The sequence below is a fragment of the Haliea salexigens DSM 19537 genome (assembly GCF_000423125.1).
Taxonomy (GTDB): domain Bacteria; phylum Pseudomonadota; class Gammaproteobacteria; order Pseudomonadales; family Halieaceae; genus Haliea; species Haliea salexigens.
Window position 1 is genome coordinate 43,524 of sequence record NZ_AUHJ01000018.1, and the last position, 23,543, is coordinate 67,066.

Here is a 23,543-nt window from a genome sequence, read left to right on the forward strand (position 1 = left end):
GATGACCGCAGTCTCCACCTACCAGCCGGACGCCCTCGACATCGCCATCATGGCGGCGCTCGAGGGTGACATCCGGCGTCCCACCCAAACCCTTTCCGATACGGTTGGGGCCTCGCCTATCACCGTGCGACGGCGTATCGAACGCCTGCTGGAGCAGAGCGTTATCAGTCTCGCCCCACTGGTGGACCTGCACGCCGCTGGCTACCCGAACCTGCTGTTGATTGGTATCAACGTGGAGCACATCTCACCCTTTGATGTGGCGCACGCCATTGCCGCGCTGCCCGCTGCACTCACGGTGAACGTGGTACTGGGCCGGCACGATATCGAGCTGGTAGCAGCCCTGCCCAGCCGGGAGGGAGTGAGCACGTTTCTCACCGAGACGTTGCCGCGCATCGCGGGCATCGCACGGGTCACCCCGGCCATGGCCCTGGATGTGTGGAAATTCCGGCGCGGTTACCAGGCCCATTCAGCGGAAGATGTACCTCGTGAACACCGGCTGCTGGACATGGTCGACCGCAGGATCGTCGCCAGCCTGCGTCAAAACGCGCGCAAGAGCAATCGTGCCGTAGCCGCCGAGATTGGTGCCTCCGAATCAGCGGTGCGCAGCCGTATAAAACGTATGCAGCGCACGCGGCAGATCAGCTTTGAGTATCTGCAGGTGCACCGCGACGACCCGATGAGTGCGGCCTTTGTCGGTATTGATGTACACGGCGGCAGCGGCCGCTCGGTGTGCCGGGCTCTGGCCACCATCCCGGAAGTCAGCTTTGTGGCCACTACGCTGGGGCGGCACGATTTGATCTGCGCCTTGAATGTTACGCAGGTTGAGCAACTGACCGGGTTACTGCACGAGAAAGTCGTGCCCATCGACGGCGTGAAGAGCACGGCCCCCTCGCACTGCCTGCAGCAGATTGCTCACCAATCGGAGTTGGGGTTGATTCTCTAGCAGCAGGTTGCGTGCCCTGTGCTGCGGGGTATCGTAACCAGTGACACCGCCGGGTCAGGCGGCCACCACCTACCCGCCGTGGCCAGTGAACAAATGCCCCAGCTTGGCACCCTTGGTTTTCAGGTATTTTTCATTGTGCGGGTTGCTCGCGCAGTGCAGCGGCACCCGCTCCACCACCTCGACGCCGTTTTCCTCCATCGCCGCCACCTTGCGCGGGTTGTTGGTCATCAGGCGCACGCGGCTGATTTTCAGGTGCCGCAGCATGGGGCCGAGAATGGAGTAATCGCGCATATCGGCGCCAAAACCCAGTTGTTCGTTGGCCTCAACGGTATCGGCGCCTGCATCCTGCAGCTTGTAGGCCTTGATCTTGTTCAGCAGGCCAATACCGCGGCCTTCCTGGCGCAGGTAGAAGATGGCCCCGCACCCAGCCTCAGATACCGCCTTCATGGCCGCCTCCAGCTGGTTGCCACAATCGCAGCGCAGGCTGAACAGGGCATCACCGGTCAGGCATTCGGAGTGGATGCGCGCCAGCACGGGTTCACCGCTGCCCACATCACCCATGGTCAGCACAATATGCTCCTTGTTCGAATCCGGGTCTTCGAACCCGTGGATATCGAACACGCCCCAGGCGGTGGGTAGGCGGGAGGTCTCTACGTAACGTACTGGCACGGGGCAATCCGGTGGCGAAAAAAAGGGGCGTAGTTTAGCACTTAATCGCCGCGGGTGTGGGCACGGGCACTACCATTCACGGGATAGCGACAACACGCCGTTGCGCTCGCGCAGCTCCACGTGCTGCAGGTAGCTCATACCCAGCAGGATGGTGGTCGGGTAGTCACCCACCACCACCGTGGCACGCACCCCCTCCACTGGAATGCCCCCCACCTCTACCCGCTCCAGGTTCAGCACCCAGGCGTCGGACACGCCGCTGGCGGTCTCCACCGTCGAGGGCATGCCGGCTTCATAGTCCAGGCCCAGTGCCGCAGCCTGCCGCGTATTGAGTGCCACCACGTTGGCCCCAGTATCCACCATCACCTGCACGTTGCGGCCGTTGATGAGGGCACCGGTAATGTACTGCATGCGCTCGTTACGCGGGATCTGCACTTCGCGCCGCTCGGGCGCCACGTAGTTGGTGGTGATATTGCGATTCAACCCTACACGCTGGCGCGCGCCGTTGATATCCAGCAGGGCGATAGTGGCATCGGCACTGACCAGCTTCACCCCGTCAAAGCTCTCGCCGGCGCGAAGGGTCTTGCGCTGGCCGTTGATCATCAACACCGCGGTGTTCGGCAGCAGCGCTTCCACGGTCACCGAAGCGGCGAGCAAGCGGCCACTGGCAAGCGCCAGCAACAGGAGCGCCACTGGCACCAACCAGTGCCTGCAGACTGGACCGGAGAGCCGGGATTGCCGGAGACTGGCGCAGCTCACCACGCTACCCGGCCGCCATTAGCCAGAGGGCGATATGCACAGTAATACAGGCCATGATCCCCGCCACAATATCGTCGATCATGATGCCGAAACCGCCGGCGACCTTGCGGTCCAGCGCGCCGATCGGCCAGGGTTTGGCGATGTCATACACACGAAACACCACAAAACCGATTACCACCCACATCCAGCCAGCGGGCATGGCCCACATGGTAATCCAGTAACCGACAAACTCGTCCCAGACAATGCCCGGGTGATCGTGCACCTGCAGCTGTCGGCTGGCGTGCTCACAAATCCAGACGCCAGCGACGGCCGTTGCCAACACAAACAGTGTGTACCACAGCAGCGGGAACGCAGTGCTCGCGAGTGCGGCATCCACCAGCAGGAACAGCGGCACCGCCGCCAGCGTGCCCACCGTACCCGGAGCAACCGGCGACAAGCCACTACCGAAACCGAAGGCAAGCAATTGCACCGGGTTGCGCAGCAATGCAGGGGGCGGTGGAGCGGCAGACTTGGCCATGGGACGTGTATCCATGCGGTCGAGCGCCCAGTTTACTGTGCTTTGACGTTGGAACAACCGGTGATTTCATTCCCGCGCACCGGCAGGCCGCGCGAGGCTACACGGGGCCTGTTTCAGAAATGGTTATAGCCCGGCGCAAGCGGCTCAAAACCGGGGCACACAACACCCTCCCCCGCAGTCACCTGGCCAATGCGGCTGCAGCCCGCTGGCGGCTGCACGGCAGCGGGGAGACAAAAGCACAGTTCGTAGTCATCGCCTCCCGCCAGCGCCCAGGCCAGCGCCTGCGCACGGTCAGGATGGGCCTGCAGAGCCGAAGACAAGGGCAGTGCCTGCGCGTCGATATGCAGCTGCACGCCGCTGGCAGCGGCGATATGCCCCGCGTCCGCCAGCAGGCCGTCGGACAGGTCGATCGCTGCCGTGGCGGTGTTGAGCAGGGTAGCACCCAGCGCCAACCGCGGCGTGGGCCGGAAAAAACGCTGCTCCAGATATTCGGCGGCGTCCAGGCCAGGGCGATACCGGCCCTGCAGCACCGCCAGCCCTGCGGCGGCATCACCCAGGGTACCTGACACATACAGGCCGTCACCCGGCTGCGCGCCGCCGCGGGTCAGTGCCAGCCCGGGGGGCAGCGCACCGAGCACCTGAACCGTAATCGTCAATGGGCCCCGAGTGGTGTCGCCCCCCACCAGCGGCAGCGAGAAGGCGCTCGCCGCGGCGGCGAGGCCCTGACTGAAGCTGTGCAGCCACAGTTCGTCGGCGGCGGGCAGGGTGAGCGCCAGGGTCATGCCGAGTGGGCGCGCACCCATGGCGGCGAGGTCTGAGGCTGCGGCGGCGACGGCGCGGTAGGCCACGTCCTCCGGCAGGCTGTCCGCGGGGAAGTGCACGTCTTCGACCACGGTATCGACCGACGTGGCCAGGCGCTCACCGGCCTGCAGCGCGAGGATCGCGCAGTCATCGCCCACTCCGAGCTCTACAGCCGGGCCGGCACCCAGGGCGGAGAAATAACGGGCGATCAGGGAGAATTCGTCGGCCGGCATCAGGCGCTGGCGTCGGTTTCGGCCTTGCGCAACTGGCGAGCCGCTTTATCGAGAACGCCGTTGATGTATTTGTGGCTGTCCGTGGCACCGAACTTCTTCGCCAGGGAAACGGCTTCGTTGATCACCACTTTCCACGGCACGTCGATGCGCTGCTGCAGCTCGAAAATGCCCATGCGCAAAAGACTGCGCTCGATGGGATCCAGTTCGTCGAGTTTGCGATCGAGCAGCGGCGCGAGTGTTGCCTCCAGCTCATCCACGCAGCCCGGCACACCGTGCAGCAGGGCCTGGAAGTACTCCAGGTCCACGTGATTGAAGTCGTAATCGCTGCGGAACTCCGCCTCGATCTGGCTCACCGGCGCTTCCGCCATATGCCACTGATACAGCGCCTGCATGGCGTAGTGCCGCGCCTTGTGGCGTTCGGCGGCCAGGGTATTGCGGGCTTGTTTGCTCACGGCAGCAATCAGCTCCCGATCCGGCCCAGCAGGCTGACCATTTCCAGCGCCGACAGCGCCGCTTCCGCGCCCTTGTTGCCGGCCTTGGTGCCGGAGCGTTCAACTGCCTGCTCGATGGAATCCACCGTGAGCACGCCGAAGGAAATCGGAATGCCGTGCTCCAGGCTCACCTGCGCGATGCCCTTGGTGCACTCTCCCGCCACATACTCAAAATGCGGTGTGCCACCGCGAATCACGGCACCCAGCGCCACAATGGCGTCAAAGCCGCCCTGTTTGGCTACGCGCTGGCATACCAGCGGTATCTCGAAGGCACCGGGTGCGCGCACCACGGTCATCTGCTCTTCTTTCACGCCGTGACGGCGCAGGGCGTCAATTGCGCCTTCAAGCAGGTGCTCAACCACAAAGCTATTCCAGCGGCCGACCACGAGTGCGTATTGACCATCGGCAGCCGTGAAATCCCCTTCGATCGTCTTGATGTTTGTCATGCGAGTTCCTTGTTCATGTGTGCCCGGGCGTCAAGGCGCCAGGTATTCCAGCACTTCCAGGTCAAAACCGGAAATGGCATTGTACTTGATGGGTGCGCCCATGAGGTGGATTTTTCCCACCCCCAGATCCTTCAGAATCTGCGAGCCCAGGCCCACCTTGGTGTAGGTATCGGGCAGCGCGCGGGCGCTGGAGGACGCCTCGCCCAGCGCCATGTCGATGCTGTCGAGCAACTGCTCGCCGCTTTCATCGCCGGCAAGCAGCACGATGACACCACGCCCGGCCTCCGCCACCCGCGCCATGCAGGCGCCGAACTGCCAGGAGGCGCGGCCGTCGATACGGCTTGCCACCAGGTCGCGCAGGGTGGAGGCCACATGTACCCGCACCAGCGTCGGTTCGTCCGCGGTTATTTCGCCGCAGGTCAGGGCGAGATGCAGCTCTCCCGCGGTGTTGTCACGGTAGGCGAGCAGGCGAAAGCGACCGTAGACGGTGTCAATCTCGCCGTCGCGCACGCGTTCGATGGTGCGTTCGTTAACCATGCGGAAATGGATCAGGTCGGCAATGGTGCCTATTTTCAAATCGTGTTGGCGGGCAAACTCGACCAGCGCGGGACCATCCGCCAGCAGGCCCTCAGGGGTGAGAATATCCGCAATGACCGCAGCCGGCAGCAGGCCCGCCAGCGCCGCGTAGTCGCTGGCGGCCTCGGTGTGGCCGGCACGGGTGAGCACACCGCCGGGCAATGCGGTGAGCGGGAAAATATGCCCGGGCTGGACGATATCCGCGGGCACCGCCTGCGGCGCCACGGCGGCCTGCACGGTGCGTGCGCGATCCGCCGCGGAGATGCCCGTGTCGATGCCTTCCGCCGCCTCGATAGACAGCGTGAAGTTGGATTTCTCGCCGTGGGCAGCGGGCACCATCGGCGGCAGGTCCAGCTGGCGGCAACGCTCCTCGGTGAGCGCCAGGCACACCAGGCCGCGGGCCTGGCGCGCCATGAAGTTGACATGCGCGGCGCTCACATGGTCTGCCGCCACCATCACCACGCCTTCATTGTTGCTGTCGTCATCGTCGTCCATCAGCACCACCATGCGGCCCTGGCGAATGTCGCTGATCAGTTCGTCTACGCTGTTTGTCTGCATGCCTTTGCGATCCTTGTGGGACGGTGCGCGGCTAGCCGCGCAGGTAGCCGTTTTCGGCCAGGGTAGCGAGGGAAACACCCGCCTGGTGGCCCGGCACAGCGGCGGCATCGCCGAGCACCAGCCGCTCGAGATAGCGCGCAATCACGTCCACCTCCAGGTTCACCCGGCTGCCGGGGCGGTATTCGGCGAACACGGTTTCCGCCCGCGTCTGGGGAATAATGTTGAGTTCGAACTCCGCGCCGTTTACGGCGTTCACGGTGAGGCTGGTGCCATCGACACAGATGCTGCCCTTGTGCGCGATGTACTTGGCGAGGCCATCCGGGGCGCGCATCACGTAGCGCCAGGAACGCCCATCTTCTACCGCGCTGACCACCTCACCCACGCCGTCGATATGGCCACTGACGATGTGGCCGCCAAGGCGACTTGCCGGCGTCAGGGCCTTCTCCAGGTTGACCCGGCTGCCGGGCTGCAAACCGCCGAGTGTGGTGAAGTCCAGGGTTTCGCGGGACACATCCGCCCAGTAGCCATCGCCGGGCAACTCGGTCACCGTGAGGCACACGCCATTGGTGGCAATACTGTCGCCGAGCTGCACATCGGCGAGGTCCAGCTTGCCGCTGTGGACCCGCAGGCGCAGGTCGCCGCCCGCCGGCTGCAGCGTGGCAATGGACCCAACGGCCTGGATGATTCCTGTGAACATAGTCTGCCCTGTGTCTTGTGTCGCGCGCCGGTTGCTGGCGCGCGCCTCAGGCGCCTGGTACGGCGGTAAATCGCCAGTCTTCGCCCACCTGCCGCACGTCGCGCAGGTGCAGCGGCACCTTGTCCGCCATGGCCTCCAATGGCAACGCCAGCAACGGCCGTGCGGTGCTGCCCAGCAGTGTGGGCGCCATATATACGATCAATTCGTCCAACAGGCCCAATTGCAACAGCGCACCTGCCAGACGGGGGCCGGATTCTACCAGAATTTCGTTGCACTGCCGCCTGTTGAGTTCGGCAAACAGCGCCTGGAGGTCGAGCCCCCCGTCCGCACAGCCGAGGGGCAGCAGCTGGGTAAAGGCGGACGGCGCGGCTGTCATCGGCGTGTGAGCGCTATCGTGGCACCAGAGTGTTGGCGCGTCCTGGCTGAAGACCCGCGCCCGGACGGGTGCCTGCTGCCGCGAGTCCAACACGACACGCAGCGGTTGGCGCGCAGCGGCGCGGGTCGCCAGTGCGGCGGGCAACCCCAGCTCGGACGCGCGCACAGTGAGCGCACAATCATCGGATAACACCGTGCCGACGCCTGTGACCACGGCACAACTCATCGCCCGCAGGCGCTGCACGTCGCGGCGGGCCGCCGCGCCAGTAATCCACTGGCTCTCGCCGGAGGCCATGGCGGTGCGTCCATCCAGCGACATCGCCAGCTTGGCGCGCACCCGCCCCCGCCCGCGACGCATACGGGCAATAAAACCGGGAATGACCAACTCCGCCTCGGCCTGCAACAAGCCGCATTCAACGGCCACGCCCGCTGCCTCCAGGCGGGCAAGGCCGCTGCCTGCCACTTGCGGGTTGGGGTCCTGCATGGCGGCGACCACACGCACTACCCCGGCTGCCAGCAGCGCCTCGGTACAGGGACCCGTTTTACCGTGGTGGCTACAGGGCTCAAGCGTGACATAGGCGGTGGCACCTCGGGCATCGCCGGCCGCCGCGAGTGCTTCCACCTCGGCATGGTTGCCGCCCGCGGGCTGGGTAAACCCCTCGCCGATCACCTGGCCATCGCGCACCAGCACACAACCCACGTGGGGATTGGGCATAGCGGAATAGCGGCCCTTGCGCGCCAGCTGCAGGGCCCGCGCCATCATGCGGGTATCAAACGCCGTGTCAGCCATGCAGGTGCCTTGCCGCGCCGCTCAGGCGCCGCCCCGCTCAGGCCGCGGCTCGGATTCCAGCAACTCGATAGCGTCCCTGAATTCGGCGATATCCTGGAACTTACGGTAAACGGAAGCAAACCGCACGTAAGCCACCTGGTCCAGCTGCTTGAGGTGCTCCATCACCAGCTCACCGACCACACGCGAGCCCACCTCGCGTTCGCCCGTCGCCCGCAGCGCGTGCTTGATGTGATTAATGGCGGCTTCCACGTCTTCTACCGGCACCGGGCGCTTTTCCAGCGAGCGCTGGAAGCCAACCCGAAGCTTGGCTTCATCAAAAGGTTCGCGGTTGCCGTTGTGCTTGACGATACGCGGCATCACCAGCTCCGCCACTTCATAGGTGGTAAAACGCTCGTGACAACTCAGGCACTCGCGACGCCGGCGAATCTGGTCGCCTTCGGCAACCAGCCGCGAGTCGATCACCTTGGTATCATCGGCAGCGCAAAACGGGCAGTGCATGAACGTTCACCTTCAGGACAAGTGCCTGAAGCGTAACACATTTTGGCTTCGCCTAGCGCAGCAAGAGCGCCGACAGTTGGGGCACGAGGACGGCTGCCACGTTAAGCGCCAGGAGCGCACTGTGCAGGCGCTGAGTGCCTTCTACCTGCGCGAAATGTGCATCCACGCGAGCATCCTGCTGCACCAACCGCGCATCAAGGTGATCGTTGGTCACAAGATTATTCACGTAGAATCCGAATGCTTCAGCCATTAACTCCGCCTGCACTTCCGCTTGTTCGGGGGCAACGCCCGCCGCTTTCAGGCGCCTTGCGTATTGCAACGTATCGAATTGCACTGATGTCATAATAGTCGCCTCTTCGCTTTTTGCCACCCGGTGGACTAATCGTTGGACTGAGCAGTGTTATCCTCAACCCAATGCTAGAGGAGAAACCCATGCACCGTCGCTTTCCAACCCGGCTCACTCAACGCACCCTGGCGCTTACTCTGGCGTTGAGCATCATCTGGCCCACGGCCTCTTTCGCCCAGAAAACGGCCCGCCCGGTGCTGCTGGGCAAGCACTGGGTGGCCGTGACAGGCAAGCCACAGGGCGCCACCGCGGGCGCCATGATGTTCCAGCAGGGTGGCAACGCCATTGATGCCGCGGCGGCAATGCTCGCCGTTACCGCCACGATGTGGGACGTGCTGGGCTGGGGCGGGGAAACCCAGGCACTCATCTACAACCCGAACACCGGCAAGGTGATCGGCCTGAACGCCCTCGGCGTTGCCCCCACCGGCGCAACGCCCGAGTTTTTCCGCCAACAGGGCATGCTTTACCCACCGGAATACGGGCCACTGGCAGCGGTAACCCCCGGCACACCGGGCGGCCTGATGGTGATGGTGGCGGAATTCGGCCGCTTGAGCCTGGCTGACGTGCTGGCGCCCGCCATGGAAATGGCCCGCGGCTATCCGATAGAAGCCACCCAGGCCCGCTTTATCGAAAGCCGCCGGGGTATCCTGGAGCAGTGGCCGGACTCCCAGCGCGTGTTCCTACCCCACTACAACAGCGAGGCCCCGGAGCAGCGCGCAGCGCCCGCACCCGGCGAGGTGTTCCAGCAAGCCGATTTGCTCGCCACACTGCAAAAACTGGTGGAGGCGGAAGCCCGTGCACTGGCGGCGGGGGCCGACCGCAAGGCCGCCATCATGGCCGCCTATGAGCGCTTCTACCGCGGCGACGTTGCCGCCGAAATCGTGCGTAGCAACCGTGCCGCGGGCGGCCTCATCACCACCGAAGACCTCGCCGACTGGGAGGTCATCCTCGAAGAGCCGGTGAGCGTGAACTACCGCGGCATCGACGTCTACAAGCTCACCACCTGGACCCAGGGGCCCGCCCTGCTGCAGGCACTGAACCTGCTTGAGGGTTTCGACCTGCAAGCCATGGGCTACAACAGCACACGCTACATCCATACGCTGTACCAGGCCATGAACCTTGCCTTTGCCGACCGGGATTTCTACTACGGGGACCCCTACACGCCCCCGGAGGAACCAATCACCGGCCTGCTTTCCAAGCGCTATGCCGACGAACGCCGCAAGCTCATGCCCGTTGACCACAACCTCACCGATCTCAAGCCGGGTGACCCCTACCGCCACCAGCGCGGCAAGAACCCGTTCGAGACCCTTCGTCAACAGTGGACCCCGATACCCCCTGCCGCCGATGCCGAGGGGGCAGACAGCTTCCAGCAAGCCGGCGTGATGACACCGGACGAGGCCTTCCTGGCAGGCACCACCTCGATTCAGGCGGCGGATGCCGAGGGCTGGGTAATTTCCGTCACCCCGTCCGGTGGCTGGATACCAGCATTTATCGCCGGCAATACAGGCGTTGGCTTGAGCCAGCGTATGCAAAGCTTTGTGCTGGGTGAGGCCCTGAACCCCTACAACGTGGTGCAGCCCGGCCAGCGCCCAAGGGTCACCCTGACGCCATCGCTGGCACTCAAAGATGGCAAACCATTGATGGCTTTCTCGGTACAGGGCGGCGACACCCAGGAGCAGAATCTGCTGCAGTTCTTCCTCAACATGGTGGAGTTCGACATGAACGTGCAGCAGGCGGCGGAGGCGCACAATATCCTCAGCTACCAGATGCAGAGCTCGTTTGGCGCGCACCAGTCCGAACCCGGGCGCTTGCAGGTTACACCGCTGGTTTCACCGTTTACCCGCGCCGAGCTTGAGCGCATGGGGTACACAGTAGAGGTGGTGGAGCGCACCTACAACCCGACCACGGCGATCTGGTTCGATCATGAGCATGGGGTGATGCAGGGTGGGGCGTCGGACTACGGGGATGACTACGGGATTGCCTGGTAGCAGCTACCGGGGTACCGGGCTGCGGGGTGTGGAGCTTCGTAGCGGCGGGACAGCGTGGGTTATCGCGGCGAGAACGGCCACTCGTTTTCCATCATCTCCGGGCGGCTGCGCAACTCGACCATTTTTGCTGCGCAAAAATTGGGACTCAAACAGTACTCGCCGTAAAGCCCCCTCCGATGATGGAAAACGAAAGCTGTGGCCTGATTGTTCTCGACGCGATAACCCACGCCGTCCCTCATACGGAGCGTATTTCCCAGAGGTGGGCGGCTCGAAAAGTGCGTACTGCTCGGATATGGCCGGCTCGCACAGTGCAGATTGCCCAGAGGTGGCCGGGTTGACGCGCTCCTTGGGTTAATAAGGTGGATTGAGATGAGCCTTTGAGCTTGTTCCATATGTTACCGCGTTGATCCAACGCTTTTGCATTTTACCGCCTGCCATTCCCCCAGTTCCTTTCGCAGGCTCAGCCTTCAGGCCCGATGCGGTGCACGGGTGGGCGAACAATCAGGCCACAGCTTTGGCTCGCGATCACCGTAGGGGGTAGTCCGCGAGCACTGTTCGAGTCCCAATTTTTGCGCAGCAAAAATGGTCGAGTTGCGCAGCGGCCCGGAGGTGATCGCGAGACAGTGGCCGTTCGCCCACCCGTGCACCGCATCGGGCCGCGCTACGAAGTCCCAACCACAGCCCAGCCCAGCCCACAAAAAAGGGGAGCCAAAGCTCCCCTTTCCCGTCAATCAGCCGAATCACCGATACACAGGAAACCGCGCACAGATATCCAGCACCTTACCCTTCACCTCAGCAATGGCAGCGTCGGCGGAACCCTGCTCCAGCGCTTCCAGCACATCACACATCCACCCCGCCAACTCGATAGTCTCCGCTTCCTTGAAACCGCGGGTGGTGATAGCCGGCGTGCCCACGCGCATGCCGGAGGTGATGAACGGTGAGCGCGGGTCGTTCGGTACCGCGTTCTTGTTCACCGTGATGTTCGCATTGCCCAGGGCCTCATCGGCATCCTTGCCCGTGTAGGGCTTGCCGATCAGGTCCACCAGCATCAGGTGGTTGTCGGTGCCACCGGAGACGATGTTGATACCCCGGTCGATGAAGGTCTTGGCCATCGCCCGGGCGTTGGCCACCACCTGCTGCTGGTAGGCAACGAATTCGGGGCTCTGCGCCTCCTTGAAGCTCACTGCTTTTGCCGCAATCACATGCATCAGCGGGCCACCCTGGCCACCCGGGAACACAGCAGACTGGAACTTTTTCTCCAGCTCTTCGTTGGCGCGCGCCAGAATGATGCCGCCGCGCGGCCCGCGCAGGGTTTTGTGGGTTGTGGAGGTCACCACGTCTGCATGCGGTACCGGGTTGGGGTAAACGCCCGCAGCGACAAGCCCGGCCACGTGCGCCATGTCAACGAGCAGGTAGGCGCCCACTTTGTCGGCGATGGTGCGAAAGCGGGCCCAGTCCATCACCCGTGAGTAGGCAGAGAAGCCGGCCACGATCATCTTCGGCTTGTGCTCCAGGGCCAGCGCTTCGACCTGGTCGTAATCCACTTCACCCGTGCCGGCTTTCAGGCCGTACTGCACTGCGTTGTACATCTTGCCGGAAAAGTTGGGCTTGGCGCCGTGGGTGAGGTGGCCCCCGTCCGCCAGGCTCATGCCCAGCACGGTGTCGCCGGCCTGGCACAGCGCCTGGTAGACCGCCGAGTTGGCCTGCGAACCGGAGTGCGGCTGGACGTTGGCGTAATCCGCCCCGAACAGCGCCTTCGCGCGCTCGATCGCCAGTTGCTCGGCCTTGTCCACGAACTCGCAACCACCGTAGTAGCGCTTGCCCGGGTACCCTTCGGCGTACTTGTTGGTCAGGACGGTGCCCTGGGCTTCCATGACCCGTGGGCTGGTGTAGTTTTCGGAGGCAATCAGCTCGATATGCTCTTCCTGACGACGCTCTTCCTCCTTGATAGCGGCGAAAATCTCGTCGTCGAACCCCTCAATGGTCATGTGCTGGTCAAACATCGGTGTCCCCTGGCAGGCGGGGCCGCGGCGGCCCGTGAAATGAGCGGCGCATTTTACCCAAATTCGGCGCTGCATATAAGTGGAGAGTCACCGCCGGACGATTCCTGTATTATTTCTGTCACTGTTATGACATACAGTGGGCGGTCAACCCGCAACGGCAATACAGGAAATCCCGGTAAACGATGAATATCAGTATCTTTGGTAGTGGCTATGTGGGCCTGGTGCAGGCAGCGATTTTTGCCGATGTGGGCCATAAGGTCGTCTGCATGGATATCGACGCGGGCCGCGTCGACAGGCTGCGCGAAGGCGATGTGCCTTTTTATGAGCCGGGCCTGTCGCAGCTTATTCGCAACGGCATCAGCAACGGGCTGCTGTCTTTCACCACGGACGCCAAAGAGGCAGTGCAGGCCAGCGACTTCCTTTTCATTTGCGTTGGCACACCGGCGGGCACTGATGGCTCAGCCGACCTCACCTACGTGATGCAGGTGGCAGACTCCATCGCCCGCTATATGACCAGCCGCAAAGTGATCATCACCAAATCCACTGTGCCAGTCGGCACCACCGATACCGTGCACCGCCACATACTGCAAACGCTGCACAATCAGGGGCGGTCGATTGCGGTCGAAGCGGCGTCCAACCCTGAATTTCTCAAGGAAGGTTCCGCGGTGGCCGACTGCCAGAGCCCGGACCGCATCATCATCGGCACCGAATCGCCGCGTGTGCTGGAAGAACTGCGGCGCATGTACCAGGCGTTCAACCGCAATCACGAAAAAGTGATGCATATGGACCCACGCAGTGCGGAAATGACCAAGCTCGCTGCCAATGCCATGCTTGCCACCAAAATCAGCTTCATGAATGAAATGGCCACCATCGCCGAAGCTGTGGGCGCCGATATCGAACTGGTGCGTCGCGGCATGGGGTCAGATCCGCGCATTGGCTACCAGTTTATTTACCCCGGCTGCGGCTACGGCGGCTCCTGCTTCCCCAAGGACGTACGCGCACTCAAGCATCTGGCGGAGCAGCACGGCCATCGCGCGGGCATTCTCACCGCCGTGCACGACACCAACCAGCGGCAGAAAAACAAGCTGGCGGAACGGGTGATGGAGCGCCTGGGTGCCGACCTGAGCGGCAAGACCATTGCCGTGTGGGGACTGTCCTTCAAACCCAACACCGATGACATGCGCGAGGCCCCCAGCCGCTACCTGATGGAGGGTATCTGGTCCTGCGGGGGCAAAGTGCGCGCCTTCGACCCGCAGGCCATGCAGGCCTGCCGCGAGATCTACGGCGAACGTGACGAGCTGACGCTTTGCGCACACAAAGAAGATGCCCTGCAAGGGGCCGATGCGCTGGTGATCTGCACCGAATGGAAAGCCTTCTGGTCACCCGACTTCGAACTGATCAAGCGCGAACTCAGTACACCCCTGATTTTTGACGGCCGCAACCTGTACAACCCGGCACAGATGGAAGAGCTGGACATCGAGTACTACGGCATCGGCCGCGGCCGCTCCCTGGCAAAGCCGGCATGACCGCGAAGGTTACGCTGGGCTGGCGGGAATGGCTGAGCTTACCCGAGCTCGGTATCACGCAGATCAAGGCCAAAGTGGATACCGGCGCACGCACCAGTGCCCTGCACGCCTTCTACGTTGAACCGTTTGAGCGCGACGGAGAGCCCTGGGTGCGCTTTGGCATACACCCTCAACAGGGCAACACCGCACTGGTGGTCGACTGCGAGGCGCCGGTGGTGGACCAGCGCCAGGTCACCGACTCGGGTGGGCACCGGGAAGTGCGCTACGTCATCCAGACAGCCATCGAACTCGGCGGCGAGCACATCGACGCTGAAATCACCCTCACCGACCGTGAAAACATGCGCTTCCGCATGCTGCTCGGGCGCACCGCCATGCGCGGTCGCTGCCTGGTGGACCCCGGTCAGTCCTACCTGCTTGGCAGGCGGGCACGCACACAGGAATAACGGCAGATGCCGGCAAACGGCAAGGCACTGAAGATAGGCGGCCAGGTTATCCAGCCGGGCGAACGCAAGGTCATCGACATACCCGTCGCGCCCACCTACACCCACGACAACCTGTCCATCAGCGTCCAAGTGGTGCGCGGCAAGCGCCCGGGGCCGGTGCTTTTCGTCTGTGCCGCCGTGCACGGCGACGAGATCAACGGCGTGGAGATCATCCGTCGCATCCTCAAGGACCCACACCTCGACCGCCTGCGCGGCACGCTGGTCGCCATACCCATCGTCAACGTCTACGGGTTCATCAACCACACCCGGTACCTGCCTGATGGGCGCGACCTCAATCGCTCCTTCCCCGGCTCCGCTCGCGGCTCTCTGACCGGGCGCATTGCGCACACATTCCTGCAGGACATTGTCGCCCACTGCACCCACGGCATCGACCTGCACACCGGTGCCCGCCACCGCAGCAACTTCCCCCAGATACGCGCGAACCTGGAAGACCCCACGGTGCTGGGCATGACCGAAGCGTTTGGTGCTCCCATTGCCATCGACGCCAAGATCCGCGACGGTTCCCTGCGCCAGGCGGCCGGGGACCTCGGCGTACCGGTGCTGCTCTATGAGTCCTGCGAGGCGCTGCGCTTCGACGAGATCTACATTCGCGCCGGGGTGAAAGGCGTGCTCAACGTCATGCGCCATATCGGCATGTTGCGCCGCTCCCGCGCCCGCTCACGCCCGCCTACGATCAGCCGCAATACCCGTTGGCTGCGCGCCCCGGAGAGCGGCATCCTGCGGGTGCTGGTACCGCTGGGCGCGGAGGTGCAGCAGGGCCAGACGATCGGTTTCATCGCGGACCCGATGGGTACCAGTGAAACGGATGTGGTGGCGGATACGCACGGCATCGTGATCGGGCGCACCAACCTACCGCTGGCGTATGAGGGGGATGCGCTGTTCCATATTGCGGAGATCGGGGCGAAGGCGAATTGGGAGGTGGACGAATTTCACGAGGCGCATGAGCCGGATGCGTCGGAGCTGGACCCGGAGGATTTGAGTTCGGCGCCGATTGCTGATTGACGGGGGCGGTGCCTGCGTTTGGGGGCGGCCGGGGCGACGGTGGGAACAATTCGGGGCACGCTCAAGGCCATCCATGGCTCGCTTGACCTCGACATCCTGTCTCGGACAGCCCCGAATTGTTCCCACCGCCACCCCGACCTTGGCGCCAACCCTGGAGATTCGGGTGCACTTTGGGGTTGGGGCTGCTGGATTCAGATTTCGGGATTTCGGGGCTTTAGGGCTAGAGAGCTAAGGAGCTAGAGAGCTAGAGAGCTAGAGAGCTTCAGAGCTTCGAGACTGCCCCACAAAATTGAATCCATCACCATCAATCCACATAAAACACCCACCTTGGCACTAACCCAACCTGAAAATGCACCCAAGCCCATCGCCTACTGCTGAGGCGGGGGGCGGTGCAGGGCTGCCGGGACTGTCCGAGACAGGATGTCGAGGTCAAGCGAGCCATGGATGGCCTTGAGCGTGTCCCGGCAGCCCTGCACCGTTCGCCGCCGACACCCGAGCGAAGTGACACCCGAACGGAGCTGCAACCGAACCGAGCGGTAGCCAAACGAAGCGGCAACCAAAACGGAGAGCCGACACGCGCACGGCAGGGCACTGAACCCAGCCCCGATTCCTGCTAGAATCCGCCCACATTTTCGATCACCAAAGGCAACGCAACCAGATGGCTCAGTACGTCTACACCATGAACCGCGTCGGCAAGGTAGTGCCGCCGAAAAAGAAAATCCTCGAAGACATTTCGCTCTCCTTCTTCCCTGGCGCCAAGATCGGTGTGCTCGGGTTGAACGGCTCCGGCAAGTCGACGCTGCTGCGCATCATGGCGGGCATCGATACGGACATTCTGGGCGAGGCGCGCCCGCAGCCGGGTATCAAGATCGGCTACCTGCCGCAGGAGCCGCAGCTCAATCCGGAAAAAGACGTGCGCGGCAATGTCGAGGAGGGCCTGCAGGAGGCGGTGGACGCGCTGGCCGGGCTGGACAAGGTGTATGCCGCCTACGCGGAGCCGGACGCGGATTTTGACGCACTGGCCAAGGAGCAGGCGCGGCTCGAGGACATTATCCAGGCGACCGATGCCCACAATCTGGACCACAAGCTGGAAGTGGCGGCAGATGCTCTGCGCCTGCCACCGTGGGACGCGGATGTCACCACGCTGTCTGGTGGTGAGCGCCGCCGGGTGGCGCTGTGTCGCCTGCTGTTGTCGGCACCTGACATGTTGCTGCTGGACGAGCCGACCAACCACCTGGATGCCGAGAGCGTGGCCTGGCTGGAGAAGTTCCTGCACGACTTCCCGGGCACGGTAGTGGCGATTACGCACGACCGCTATTTCCTCGACAACGCCGCCGGCTGGATTCTGGAACTGGACCGCGGCCGCGGCATCCCCTACGAGGGCAATTACTCGGATTGGCTGGAGACGAAGGAGGCGCGCCTGGAGCAGGAGAAGCGGCAGGAAGCCTCGCATCAGAAGGCGATCAAGGCGGAACTGGAGTGGGTGCGCAGCAACCCCAAAGGTCGCCAGGCGAAAAGCAAAGCGCGCCTGCAGCGTTATGAGGAGCTGCAATCGCAGGAGTTCCAGGCGCGCAACGAGACCAATGAAATCTACATTCCGCCGGGGCCGCGCCTGGGCGACAACGTCGTGGAAGTCACGAACCTGAAGAAAACCTACGGTGAGCGGCTGTTGTTCGACAATATCAGCTTCACTGTACCCAAAGGCAGCATCGTCGGCATCATCGGCGCCAACGGCATGGGCAAGTCGACCCTGTTCCGGATTCTGATGGGCGAGGAGCAGCCGGACGGCGGCGAGGTGAAGGTGGGGGAGACTGTCCAGCTGGGCTATGTCGACCAGTCGCGCGATGACCTGGACGGCAGCAAAACAGTGTGGGAGCAGGTATCGGGCGGTCAGGATGTGATCCGCATCGGCAACTACGAGGTGAATTCGCGCTCTTACCTGGGGCGCTTCAACTTCAAGGGCTCGGACCAGCAGAAGTTCGTCAAGGATCTTTCCGGCGGCGAGCGCAATCGCCTGCACCTGGCCAACCTGCTCAAGCAGGGCGCCAACGTGCTGTTGCTGGACGAACCGACCAACGACCTTGATGTGGAAACCCTGCGCGCGCTGGAGGAGGCGCTGCTCACGTTCCCGGGCAGCGCGCTGGTGATCTCGCACGACCGCTGGTTCCTGGACCGGATTGCCACGCATATCCTGGCCTACGAGGACGATGGCAATGTGGTATTCCACGAGGGCAACTTCACGGAATACGAGGAGGATCGCAAGGCCCGTCTGGGCGCGGCGGCCGCGCAACCGCACCGGGTCAAGTATCGCAAGTTGAAGTAGGCCCGGTGTGGGCTATGATTCCACCAACAGCAAACGCAAGAGACCTGGCATGACTGACACCCCTATTGAACGCCGAGCCTTCACCCGCGTCGCCATCGACCTGCCCGTGGAAGTACAGCAGGGCGGCAGTAGTTGGCATCAGCGCCTGATCGACATTTCCCTGGGGGGCGCGGCCACTGATCAGCCGGATGTGTGGGACGCGCAGTACAACGAACCTTTTACACTACTGATCGACACCGGTGCCGCTGAGCCGCTGGAGTTGTATGCCTATCTTCAGCATGTGGAAAACGGGCGCCTGGGGTTCAAGGTCGACCACGTGGACCGGGAGAATATCGACCCCCTGCGGGGTCTACTGGCCGCCCATCTGAGCAACCCCGATGTGCTGGACGGCGAACTGCGCAGGCTCGACGAGGAAAGCGGCGTCGAGGACGACTAGCGGCGCCCGCGTGCTCGCGGTGCGTCTATTCCACCGCCGCGAGCGCCTCCTCGAGGCGGGACACCGCAATGACCTGCATGCCGCGTATTTCCCCACGCGGCGCATTCGCTTTCGGCACGATGGCCCGGCGGAAACCGTGCTTGGCAGCCTCTGACAAGCGCTCCTGGCCGCTGGGCACGGGGCGGATCTCGCCGGAGAGGCCCACCTCGCCGAAGATCACCATATCCCGCGGCAACTGCCGGTCACGGAAGCTCGACACAATCGCCAGCAACAGTGCGAGGTCGGCACTGGTCTCCAGCACTTTTACGCCGCCAACCACGTTGGCAAATACGTCCTGGTCTCCCACCTGCAGGCCGCCGTGGCGGTGCAGTACTGCCAGCAGCATGGCGAGGCGGTTCTGCTCCAGCCCCACGGCCACGCGGCGCGGGTTGCCCAAGGCGCTGTCGTCCACCAGCGCCTGGATTTCCACCAACAACGGCCTGGTACCCTCCCAGACCACCATCACCGCACTGCCCGAGGCAGGCTCGCTGCTGCGGTCGAGAAAAATGGCCGAAGGGTTGCGCACTTCCCGCAGGCCCTGCTCGGTCATGGCGAATACGCCCAGCTCGTTGACGGCGCCGAAGCGGTTCTTTTGCCCACGGAGGGTACGGAAGCGCGAGTCGTGCCCACCCTCCAGCAGGATGGAGCAGTCGATCATGTGCTCCAGCACTTTGGGGCCGGCCAGGGAGCCGTCCTTGGTAACGTGCCCCACCAGGAACAGCACCGTGCCGGTGCGTTTGGCAAACCGGGTGAGAAACGCCGCGCACTCGCGCACCTGGGACACACTGCCCGGCGCGGAACTCAGGTCGTCGGAGTGCACAACCTGAATCGAGTCCACCACCAACACCCGCGGGCGGTGATTCTCTGCGGCAGCGATAATGGCCTCGACATTGGTTTCGGCCATCAGCCGCAGGCGGTCTGTTGCCAGCCCCAGCCGACGCGCGCGCATGGCCACCTGCTGCAGGGATTCTTCGCCGGTGATGTAAAGGGCATCCATGTTGGCCGCCAGATGGCACATGGTCTGCAGTAGCAGGGTGCTCTTGCCCGCGCCCGGATTGCCGCCGACCAGAATCGCAGACCCCGGTACCAGCCCGCCTCCCAGCACCCGGTCAAACTCCTCCGCACCGCTGCTGAAGCGCGGCAGCTCCTCGAGGTCAATTTCGCCCAGCAGGCGTGCTTCGCTCACGGTGCCGGCAAAACCACCCCGAGCCTTGCCACTGCGGGCCGCACCGGCCCCAGCCGGGCCACCGAGACGCACCTCTGACAGTGAGTTCCAGGCGCCGCAGTCGTTGCACTGACCCTGCCATTTCGCATAATCCGAGCCACACTCGTTACACACGAACGCCGTTTTGCTCTTCGCCATGCCCTGCCCTGCTCAGTTGCCGCGGAAAAAATCAGTCACCCCGCTATCAGCCGCAGGGTCAGGTCGGTATCCTAGTGCACTCGATGGTCACTTGCCCAACACTACCGGAATTTCCATGCCGCACTCCTCCCTGATCCCCGAACCGCCCCTGGTGTTCTCGCCCGGGCTGGCGGCAACGATCGGGCTGGAGGAGGCGATTCTGCTGCAGCAGCTGTCAACACTGTTCACCCACCGCGCCGCACAGCTGCACCGGGGCTATCGCTGGCTGCGGGTCGAGCGTGATTTCCTGCTGCAGCAGCTGCCGTTCTGGGGCCCCGCCGACCTCTACCGCATCTGCCAGAGCCTTGCGGACAAGGGCGTGATTCTGGTGGAGTCACCCCCGCTGCACAGCCACCCCGAACTCCTCTTCGCCATGAATGAGCCGGCCGGCGTCCCGGGGTCCGGCGCTCCGGCGGCCGGCGTCCCGGGGGGCGGCCAACCGCCGGCCGGCGTCCCGGGGTCCGGCGTCCCGCGGTCTGGCGCCCCGAAAGCCCACGCATCGGGCATGCAGGCCGCAACCGGCACACCCACAGCCACATCCGGCCAGGCAGGCCGCCCAGCCCAACACTTCGGCACCGACCCGTCACCTACTCGACGCAGCGCGTCACAACTACCCGGCAGCTGGGGGCCCAGTGAAGACTTGCTGCAGTTGCTGGGCCTGAACCACAACATACCGCGCCAGTTCGCGCTAGACCAACTGGAAGATTTCATCTTTTACTGGCGCGAGCGCGGCGAACCCAGCCACGCCTGGGAGAACAAGTTTCGCCAGCACGTCATCAGCTGCTGGCGACGGGAGCAACAGAGCCGCGCAGAGGCTTTTCGGGCCGACCAGAATCCCCCCCTGGACAACCAATGGCGACCCAGCCGGGACGCCCTGGATATCATGCTGCGCAGCGGCATCGACCCCGAATTCATCGACGAGGCGACCCCGGAGTTCATACTCTACTGGCGCGAGCGCGGCGACGCGCCCCGGGAACTGAACTCGAAATTCATCCAGCACATCCGCATCCAGTGGGCCAAGTACACCTCCAGCATGCGCCACAGTACAGAGCCACGGCGCATTGCCGAGGACTGGCAGCCGGACGACGATGTTTTTGATATTCTGCGCCTGTCGCATATCGATGAGAACTTTGCCCGCGAACTGCTGCCGGAGTTCATCATCTACTGGCGTGACAGCAACCAGGCACACACATCCTGGAACAGCAAATTCCTGCAGCACGTAAAGTTCCATTGGGCCAAACAGCACCGCATTGACCAGGCAGGGCACAACCATGACGGACAGCAAGGATCTCCTCGAACGAGTCGCACGCGGGATTCAAGCCTCGCAGACGACCTCAACGACACCTCCTGGGCCGACTGACGCCCGCCGCCGACCCGCCAGCGATGGCCACATCGAGGCGATCAACCAGGTTTTCGCCCTGTTCCGGCTGAACTACCACAACCAGTACTACGCGGCGTACCCCGACGCCGAGCAGCTCAAGCAGATCAAGAAGCTCTGGCTGGAATCGCTGGCCGATTACCCGGTTGAGCAGATTCTGCGCGGTGCACGCCACGCCATCGAAAACAGCGAGTACTTGCCAACCCTGCACCGCATGCTGGAGTGCTGTCAGGAGAGCATTGCCAGCCTCGGCCTGCCCGATGCCTACAGCGCCTACCGTGAAGCCTGCGATGCGCAAAGCCCGCGCTCGGCACAGCCCTGGAGCCACCCGGCGGTGTACCTGGCGGGCCGTGACAGCGACTGGTTTTTCCTCGCCAACAACCCGGAACGCAGCACCTGGCCGGTGTTTCGCAAGCACTACCAGGCCTGGTGCACACGTGCGCTGCGCGGCGAAGCGCTGGCGGTGCCGCAGGAGCCGGCCCTGGAACAGCACGCCGCCGAGCCACTGTCGACCGAACAGCAACTCGCAGCGCTGGCCAGGTTGCGCCGCGAGACACAACTCTGAGCGGTGAAAGCGCAATGACAGGTGTTTATTGCCGATTCTGCGGCCACCTGTTAATTTCTCCTCTCCCATTGCACGCGCTCAACGCACGTCCCACAATAACAATGGATACTCGGTTATGATTCGATACAGCAACACCTTGATGGCGGCCGCTGTGGCTGCATTCCTGGCCGGCTGCAGTGATGGCAGCGACCAGGTGGCAGAGGTCCTGCCGCCGCCGAACCCCTGCGACGGTACCGAAGTTGCATCCTCCCGCCTGTTCTTGCAGCAGCTCACCAGCAGCAGCGTGATCATCAAGTGGCGCGGCGACGCCACCGCGGCCTGCATCGGCAGTAGCGCCGAGTTGCTGGCCACGCGGTTCACGGCCGAGGAGACTGAAGGCGATCACAAAGAAGTGCGTATCGATGGGCTGGAGGCCGGCTCCACCTACTACTACTCCGTGGGCGGTGCCCCCTCGGCGCCGGCTGGCCAGCAATTCACCACGGCGCCTGAGCGCGGCAATGCTGCGGCCGGTGGCAAAACCCGCCTCTGGGTGATTGGTGATTCGGGCACCGGCGGCGACGACGAACGCGAAGGGCACGAAGGAGAAGCCGCCGAGGTACTGGCCGGTCTGGAAGCCTTTGTGGAGGCTGACGGCAAGGCAGTCGACCTGTTCCTGATGCTCGGCGACAACGCCTACAACGTGGGCAGCGACTTCAATTACCAGCAGGCCGTGTTCGAAACCTACCCCGACCTGCTCAAGTCCGTTTCGCTATGGCCCACGATAGGTAACCACGAAATGGGGCTGGGCTTCCTTTCACCTACGCTCGGCCTGCCGGGCCTGGGGACCAGCGCAGACCCCGACTCGTATCAGGCCACCGCCGACGATGAGCCGGGACGCATGCCCTACCTCGACATCTTCTCCCTGCCGGCCGAGGGCGAAGCGGGTGGCGTGGCCAGCGGCACGGAACAGTACTACTCGTTCGACCACGGCAATGTGCATGTGGTGAGCCTGGATTCACAGCTCTCGGCGCGCGACCCGGAACAGATGGCAACGATGCGCGAGTGGTTGATTGATGACCTGAGCAGCAACGACCTCGACTGGACCGTCGTGATCTTCCACCACCCCCCCTATTCCAAGGGTGCCAACCATGACTCGGATGATGTGGAGAAAGTAAACGGTTTCGATCGCCCACAGCGCGACATGCGTGAGCAGTTCGTGCCCATCTTCGATGCCCACGGGGTGGACCTGGTCTACAACGGTCACTCCCACTCCTACGAACGCAGCTATTACATCACCAGCCACACCGGCACCTCGGATACTTTCTCGACAGCAGAGCATGCCGAATTGCGCAATGGTGACCCGGCGCAGCCCGCTTCCGGCCGCGGCGACATGCCCTACGCCCAGCTCAGCCCGACCAGCGGAGGCGTGGATGACCGGGTGATCTACAGCGTGGTGGGCAATTCGGGGAAAGCCGACGAGGACGCCGGCAGCCTCACCGCTGCAGACGAATGGCTGCGCCATCCGGCACACATCGACCAGCCGGCTGACACCGAGGAGCCCCCGCGCCGCGGTCTGCCAGTGCTTGGTTCCGCCGTGATCGATGCGTCCGACACAGAACTGACACACTCGTTCATTACGGTAGACGGCGAGGTGCTTGACCAGTTCACCATCACCCGTTGACCCCGCAGGGGCCGCGGCGACT

At 63.7% G+C, this 23,543-nt stretch carries 23 protein-coding genes; 10 read left to right on the forward strand and 13 right to left on the reverse strand.

The features are described from left to right. Window position 1 precedes the first annotated feature (1 nt). A complete protein-coding gene (locus G533_RS0116100; protein ID WP_027950853.1) occupies window positions 2–943 on the forward strand; it encodes an Lrp/AsnC family transcriptional regulator in 942 nt (313 codons plus the stop codon). Window positions 944–1,012: 69 nt separating this feature from the next. Here G533_RS0116100 and ribA read toward each other — a convergent pair whose 3' ends face one another. From ribA to G533_RS22375, 11 genes are all read right to left on the reverse strand, one after another. Then, entirely contained in the window at window positions 1,013–1,612 is a 600-nt protein-coding gene (gene ribA, locus G533_RS0116105; RefSeq protein ID WP_027950854.1) for a GTP cyclohydrolase II, read from the reverse strand. A gap of 69 nt (window positions 1,613–1,681) precedes the next feature. After that, complete coding sequence (locus tag G533_RS0116110) at window positions 1,682–2,308, reverse strand: retropepsin-like aspartic protease family protein (protein WP_027950855.1); 627 nt, start codon at window positions 2,306–2,308, stop codon at window positions 1,682–1,684. Window positions 2,309–2,372: 64 nt separating this feature from the next. Beyond that, window positions 2,373–2,900 carry a phosphatidylglycerophosphatase A family protein gene (locus G533_RS0116115; protein WP_240472461.1) on the reverse strand — a complete coding sequence of 176 codons (528 nt, stop codon included), beginning with the start codon at window positions 2,898–2,900 and terminating at the stop codon, window positions 2,373–2,375. A 98-nt stretch (window positions 2,901–2,998) separates the two neighbouring features. Next, on the reverse strand, window positions 2,999–3,919 hold the full coding sequence (thiL, locus tag G533_RS0116120) for a thiamine-phosphate kinase (protein ID WP_027950857.1): 921 nt from the start codon (window positions 3,917–3,919) through the stop codon (window positions 2,999–3,001). Then, window positions 3,919–4,371, reverse strand: coding sequence for a transcription antitermination factor NusB (nusB, locus tag G533_RS0116125; protein ID WP_027950858.1), 453 nt, complete (start codon window positions 4,369–4,371; stop codon window positions 3,919–3,921). The genes thiL and nusB overlap by 1 nt, the downstream gene beginning before the upstream one ends. A gap of 8 nt (window positions 4,372–4,379) precedes the next feature. Next, the gene (ribH, locus tag G533_RS0116130; RefSeq protein WP_027950859.1) at window positions 4,380–4,856 is read right to left on the reverse strand and encodes a 6,7-dimethyl-8-ribityllumazine synthase; all 477 of its coding nucleotides are present in this window, start codon (window positions 4,854–4,856) and stop codon (window positions 4,380–4,382) included. A 30-nt stretch (window positions 4,857–4,886) separates the two neighbouring features. Beyond that, window positions 4,887–5,990, reverse strand: coding sequence for a 3,4-dihydroxy-2-butanone-4-phosphate synthase (ribB, locus tag G533_RS0116135; protein ID WP_027950860.1), 1,104 nt, complete (start codon window positions 5,988–5,990; stop codon window positions 4,887–4,889). 31 nt (window positions 5,991–6,021) lie between these two features. Next, the gene (locus G533_RS0116140; RefSeq protein WP_027950861.1) at window positions 6,022–6,687 is read right to left on the reverse strand and encodes a riboflavin synthase; all 666 of its coding nucleotides are present in this window, start codon (window positions 6,685–6,687) and stop codon (window positions 6,022–6,024) included. Window positions 6,688–6,733: 46 nt separating this feature from the next. Continuing rightward, window positions 6,734–7,852: a bifunctional diaminohydroxyphosphoribosylaminopyrimidine deaminase/5-amino-6-(5-phosphoribosylamino)uracil reductase RibD gene (gene ribD, locus G533_RS0116145; protein ID WP_027950862.1), complete on the reverse strand. Its 1,119-nt coding sequence runs from the start codon at window positions 7,850–7,852 to the stop codon at window positions 6,734–6,736. A gap of 21 nt (window positions 7,853–7,873) precedes the next feature. Beyond that, window positions 7,874–8,350 carry a transcriptional regulator NrdR gene (nrdR, locus tag G533_RS0116150; RefSeq protein ID WP_027950863.1) on the reverse strand — a complete coding sequence of 159 codons (477 nt, stop codon included), beginning with the start codon at window positions 8,348–8,350 and terminating at the stop codon, window positions 7,874–7,876. Between the two features lie 52 nt (window positions 8,351–8,402). Then, window positions 8,403–8,693, reverse strand: a complete 291-nt coding sequence (locus G533_RS22375) for a CCDC90 family protein (protein ID WP_051230496.1) — start codon at window positions 8,691–8,693, stop codon at window positions 8,403–8,405. An 89-nt stretch (window positions 8,694–8,782) separates the two neighbouring features. Between G533_RS22375 and G533_RS0116160 the strand changes: the two genes are divergently transcribed. Continuing rightward, a complete protein-coding gene (locus G533_RS0116160) occupies window positions 8,783–10,684 on the forward strand; it encodes a gamma-glutamyltransferase family protein (protein ID WP_035528561.1) in 1,902 nt (633 codons plus the stop codon). A 740-nt stretch (window positions 10,685–11,424) separates the two neighbouring features. Here the strand turns inward: G533_RS0116160 and glyA are convergent. Further along, complete coding sequence (gene glyA / locus G533_RS0116170) at window positions 11,425–12,687, reverse strand: serine hydroxymethyltransferase (RefSeq protein ID WP_027950866.1); 1,263 nt, start codon at window positions 12,685–12,687, stop codon at window positions 11,425–11,427. A 182-nt stretch (window positions 12,688–12,869) separates the two neighbouring features. Here glyA and G533_RS0116175 point away from each other — a divergent pair, with 182 nt between their 5' ends. The 5 genes from G533_RS0116175 to G533_RS0116195 all read left to right on the forward strand — a co-directional run bounded on the left by G533_RS0116175 (window position 12,870) and on the right by G533_RS0116195 (window position 18,477). Further along, window positions 12,870–14,213 carry a UDP-glucose dehydrogenase family protein gene (locus G533_RS0116175; RefSeq protein WP_027950867.1) on the forward strand — a complete coding sequence of 448 codons (1,344 nt, stop codon included), beginning with the start codon at window positions 12,870–12,872 and terminating at the stop codon, window positions 14,211–14,213. After that, complete coding sequence (locus G533_RS0116180; RefSeq protein WP_027950868.1) at window positions 14,210–14,656, forward strand: ATP-dependent zinc protease family protein; 447 nt, start codon at window positions 14,210–14,212, stop codon at window positions 14,654–14,656. The genes G533_RS0116175 and G533_RS0116180 overlap by 4 nt, the downstream gene beginning before the upstream one ends. 6 nt (window positions 14,657–14,662) lie before the next feature. Next, entirely contained in the window at window positions 14,663–15,718 is a 1,056-nt protein-coding gene (locus G533_RS22380; RefSeq protein WP_035528563.1) for a succinylglutamate desuccinylase/aspartoacylase family protein, read from the forward strand. A gap of 658 nt (window positions 15,719–16,376) precedes the next feature. Further along, window positions 16,377–18,041, forward strand: a complete 1,665-nt coding sequence (gene ettA / locus G533_RS0116190; protein ID WP_027950869.1) for an energy-dependent translational throttle protein EttA — start codon at window positions 16,377–16,379, stop codon at window positions 18,039–18,041. A gap of 49 nt (window positions 18,042–18,090) precedes the next feature. Beyond that, window positions 18,091–18,477, forward strand: coding sequence for a PilZ domain-containing protein (locus G533_RS0116195; protein ID WP_027950870.1), 387 nt, complete (start codon window positions 18,091–18,093; stop codon window positions 18,475–18,477). A 25-nt stretch (window positions 18,478–18,502) separates the two neighbouring features. Here the strand turns inward: G533_RS0116195 and radA are convergent, their stop codons facing one another. Continuing rightward, a complete protein-coding gene (gene radA / locus G533_RS0116200; RefSeq protein ID WP_027950871.1) occupies window positions 18,503–19,879 on the reverse strand; it encodes a DNA repair protein RadA in 1,377 nt (458 codons plus the stop codon). Between the two features lie 115 nt (window positions 19,880–19,994). Here radA and G533_RS24085 point away from each other — a divergent pair, with 115 nt between their 5' ends. The 3 genes from G533_RS24085 to G533_RS23635 all read left to right on the forward strand — a co-directional run bounded on the left by G533_RS24085 (window position 19,995) and on the right by G533_RS23635 (window position 23,521). Beyond that, window positions 19,995–21,278 carry a DnaT-like ssDNA-binding domain-containing protein gene (locus tag G533_RS24085; protein ID WP_027950872.1) on the forward strand — a complete coding sequence of 428 codons (1,284 nt, stop codon included), beginning with the start codon at window positions 19,995–19,997 and terminating at the stop codon, window positions 21,276–21,278. Then, on the forward strand, window positions 21,190–21,861 hold the full coding sequence (locus G533_RS22385; protein WP_027950873.1) for a replication protein P: 672 nt from the start codon (window positions 21,190–21,192) through the stop codon (window positions 21,859–21,861). Before G533_RS24085 ends, G533_RS22385 begins: the two co-directional genes overlap by 89 nt. Before the next feature lie 115 nt (window positions 21,862–21,976). Further along, a complete protein-coding gene (locus tag G533_RS23635; RefSeq protein WP_027950874.1) occupies window positions 21,977–23,521 on the forward strand; it encodes a metallophosphoesterase family protein in 1,545 nt (514 codons plus the stop codon). Window positions 23,522–23,543: the final 22 nt, after the last annotated feature.

What these genes read in the sequence shown, in the direction of transcription:
- G533_RS0116100 (WP_027950853.1), top strand. Translation starts at nt 2, where the DNA reads ATGACCGCAGTCTCCACCTACCAGCCGGACGCCCTCGACATCGCCATC.
- G533_RS0116115 (WP_240472461.1), bottom strand. Translation starts at nt 2,900, where the DNA reads ATGGATACACGTCCCATGGCCAAGTCTGCCGCTCCACCGCCCCCTGCA.
- thiL (WP_027950857.1), bottom strand. Translation starts at nt 3,919, where the DNA reads ATGCCGGCCGACGAATTCTCCCTGATCGCCCGTTATTTCTCCGCCCTG.
- ribH (WP_027950859.1), bottom strand. Translation starts at nt 4,856, where the DNA reads ATGACAAACATCAAGACGATCGAAGGGGATTTCACGGCTGCCGATGGT.
- ribB (WP_027950860.1), bottom strand. Translation starts at nt 5,990, where the DNA reads ATGCAGACAAACAGCGTAGACGAACTGATCAGCGACATTCGCCAGGGC.
- G533_RS0116140 (WP_027950861.1), bottom strand. Translation starts at nt 6,687, where the DNA reads ATGTTCACAGGAATCATCCAGGCCGTTGGGTCCATTGCCACGCTGCAG.
- ribD (WP_027950862.1), bottom strand. Translation starts at nt 7,852, where the DNA reads ATGGCTGACACGGCGTTTGATACCCGCATGATGGCGCGGGCCCTGCAG.
- nrdR (WP_027950863.1), bottom strand. Translation starts at nt 8,350, where the DNA reads ATGCACTGCCCGTTTTGCGCTGCCGATGATACCAAGGTGATCGACTCG.
- G533_RS22375 (WP_051230496.1), bottom strand. Translation starts at nt 8,693, where the DNA reads ATGACATCAGTGCAATTCGATACGTTGCAATACGCAAGGCGCCTGAAA.
- G533_RS0116160 (WP_035528561.1), top strand. Translation starts at nt 8,783, where the DNA reads ATGCACCGTCGCTTTCCAACCCGGCTCACTCAACGCACCCTGGCGCTT.
- glyA (WP_027950866.1), bottom strand. Translation starts at nt 12,687, where the DNA reads ATGTTTGACCAGCACATGACCATTGAGGGGTTCGACGACGAGATTTTC.
- G533_RS0116175 (WP_027950867.1), top strand. Translation starts at nt 12,870, where the DNA reads ATGAATATCAGTATCTTTGGTAGTGGCTATGTGGGCCTGGTGCAGGCA.
- G533_RS0116180 (WP_027950868.1), top strand. Translation starts at nt 14,210, where the DNA reads ATGACCGCGAAGGTTACGCTGGGCTGGCGGGAATGGCTGAGCTTACCC.
- G533_RS22380 (WP_035528563.1), top strand. Translation starts at nt 14,663, where the DNA reads ATGCCGGCAAACGGCAAGGCACTGAAGATAGGCGGCCAGGTTATCCAG.
- ettA (WP_027950869.1), top strand. Translation starts at nt 16,377, where the DNA reads ATGGCTCAGTACGTCTACACCATGAACCGCGTCGGCAAGGTAGTGCCG.
- G533_RS0116195 (WP_027950870.1), top strand. Translation starts at nt 18,091, where the DNA reads ATGACTGACACCCCTATTGAACGCCGAGCCTTCACCCGCGTCGCCATC.
- radA (WP_027950871.1), bottom strand. Translation starts at nt 19,879, where the DNA reads ATGGCGAAGAGCAAAACGGCGTTCGTGTGTAACGAGTGTGGCTCGGAT.
- G533_RS24085 (WP_027950872.1), top strand. Translation starts at nt 19,995, where the DNA reads ATGCCGCACTCCTCCCTGATCCCCGAACCGCCCCTGGTGTTCTCGCCC.
- G533_RS22385 (WP_027950873.1), top strand. Translation starts at nt 21,190, where the DNA reads ATGACGGACAGCAAGGATCTCCTCGAACGAGTCGCACGCGGGATTCAA.
- G533_RS23635 (WP_027950874.1), top strand. Translation starts at nt 21,977, where the DNA reads ATGATTCGATACAGCAACACCTTGATGGCGGCCGCTGTGGCTGCATTC.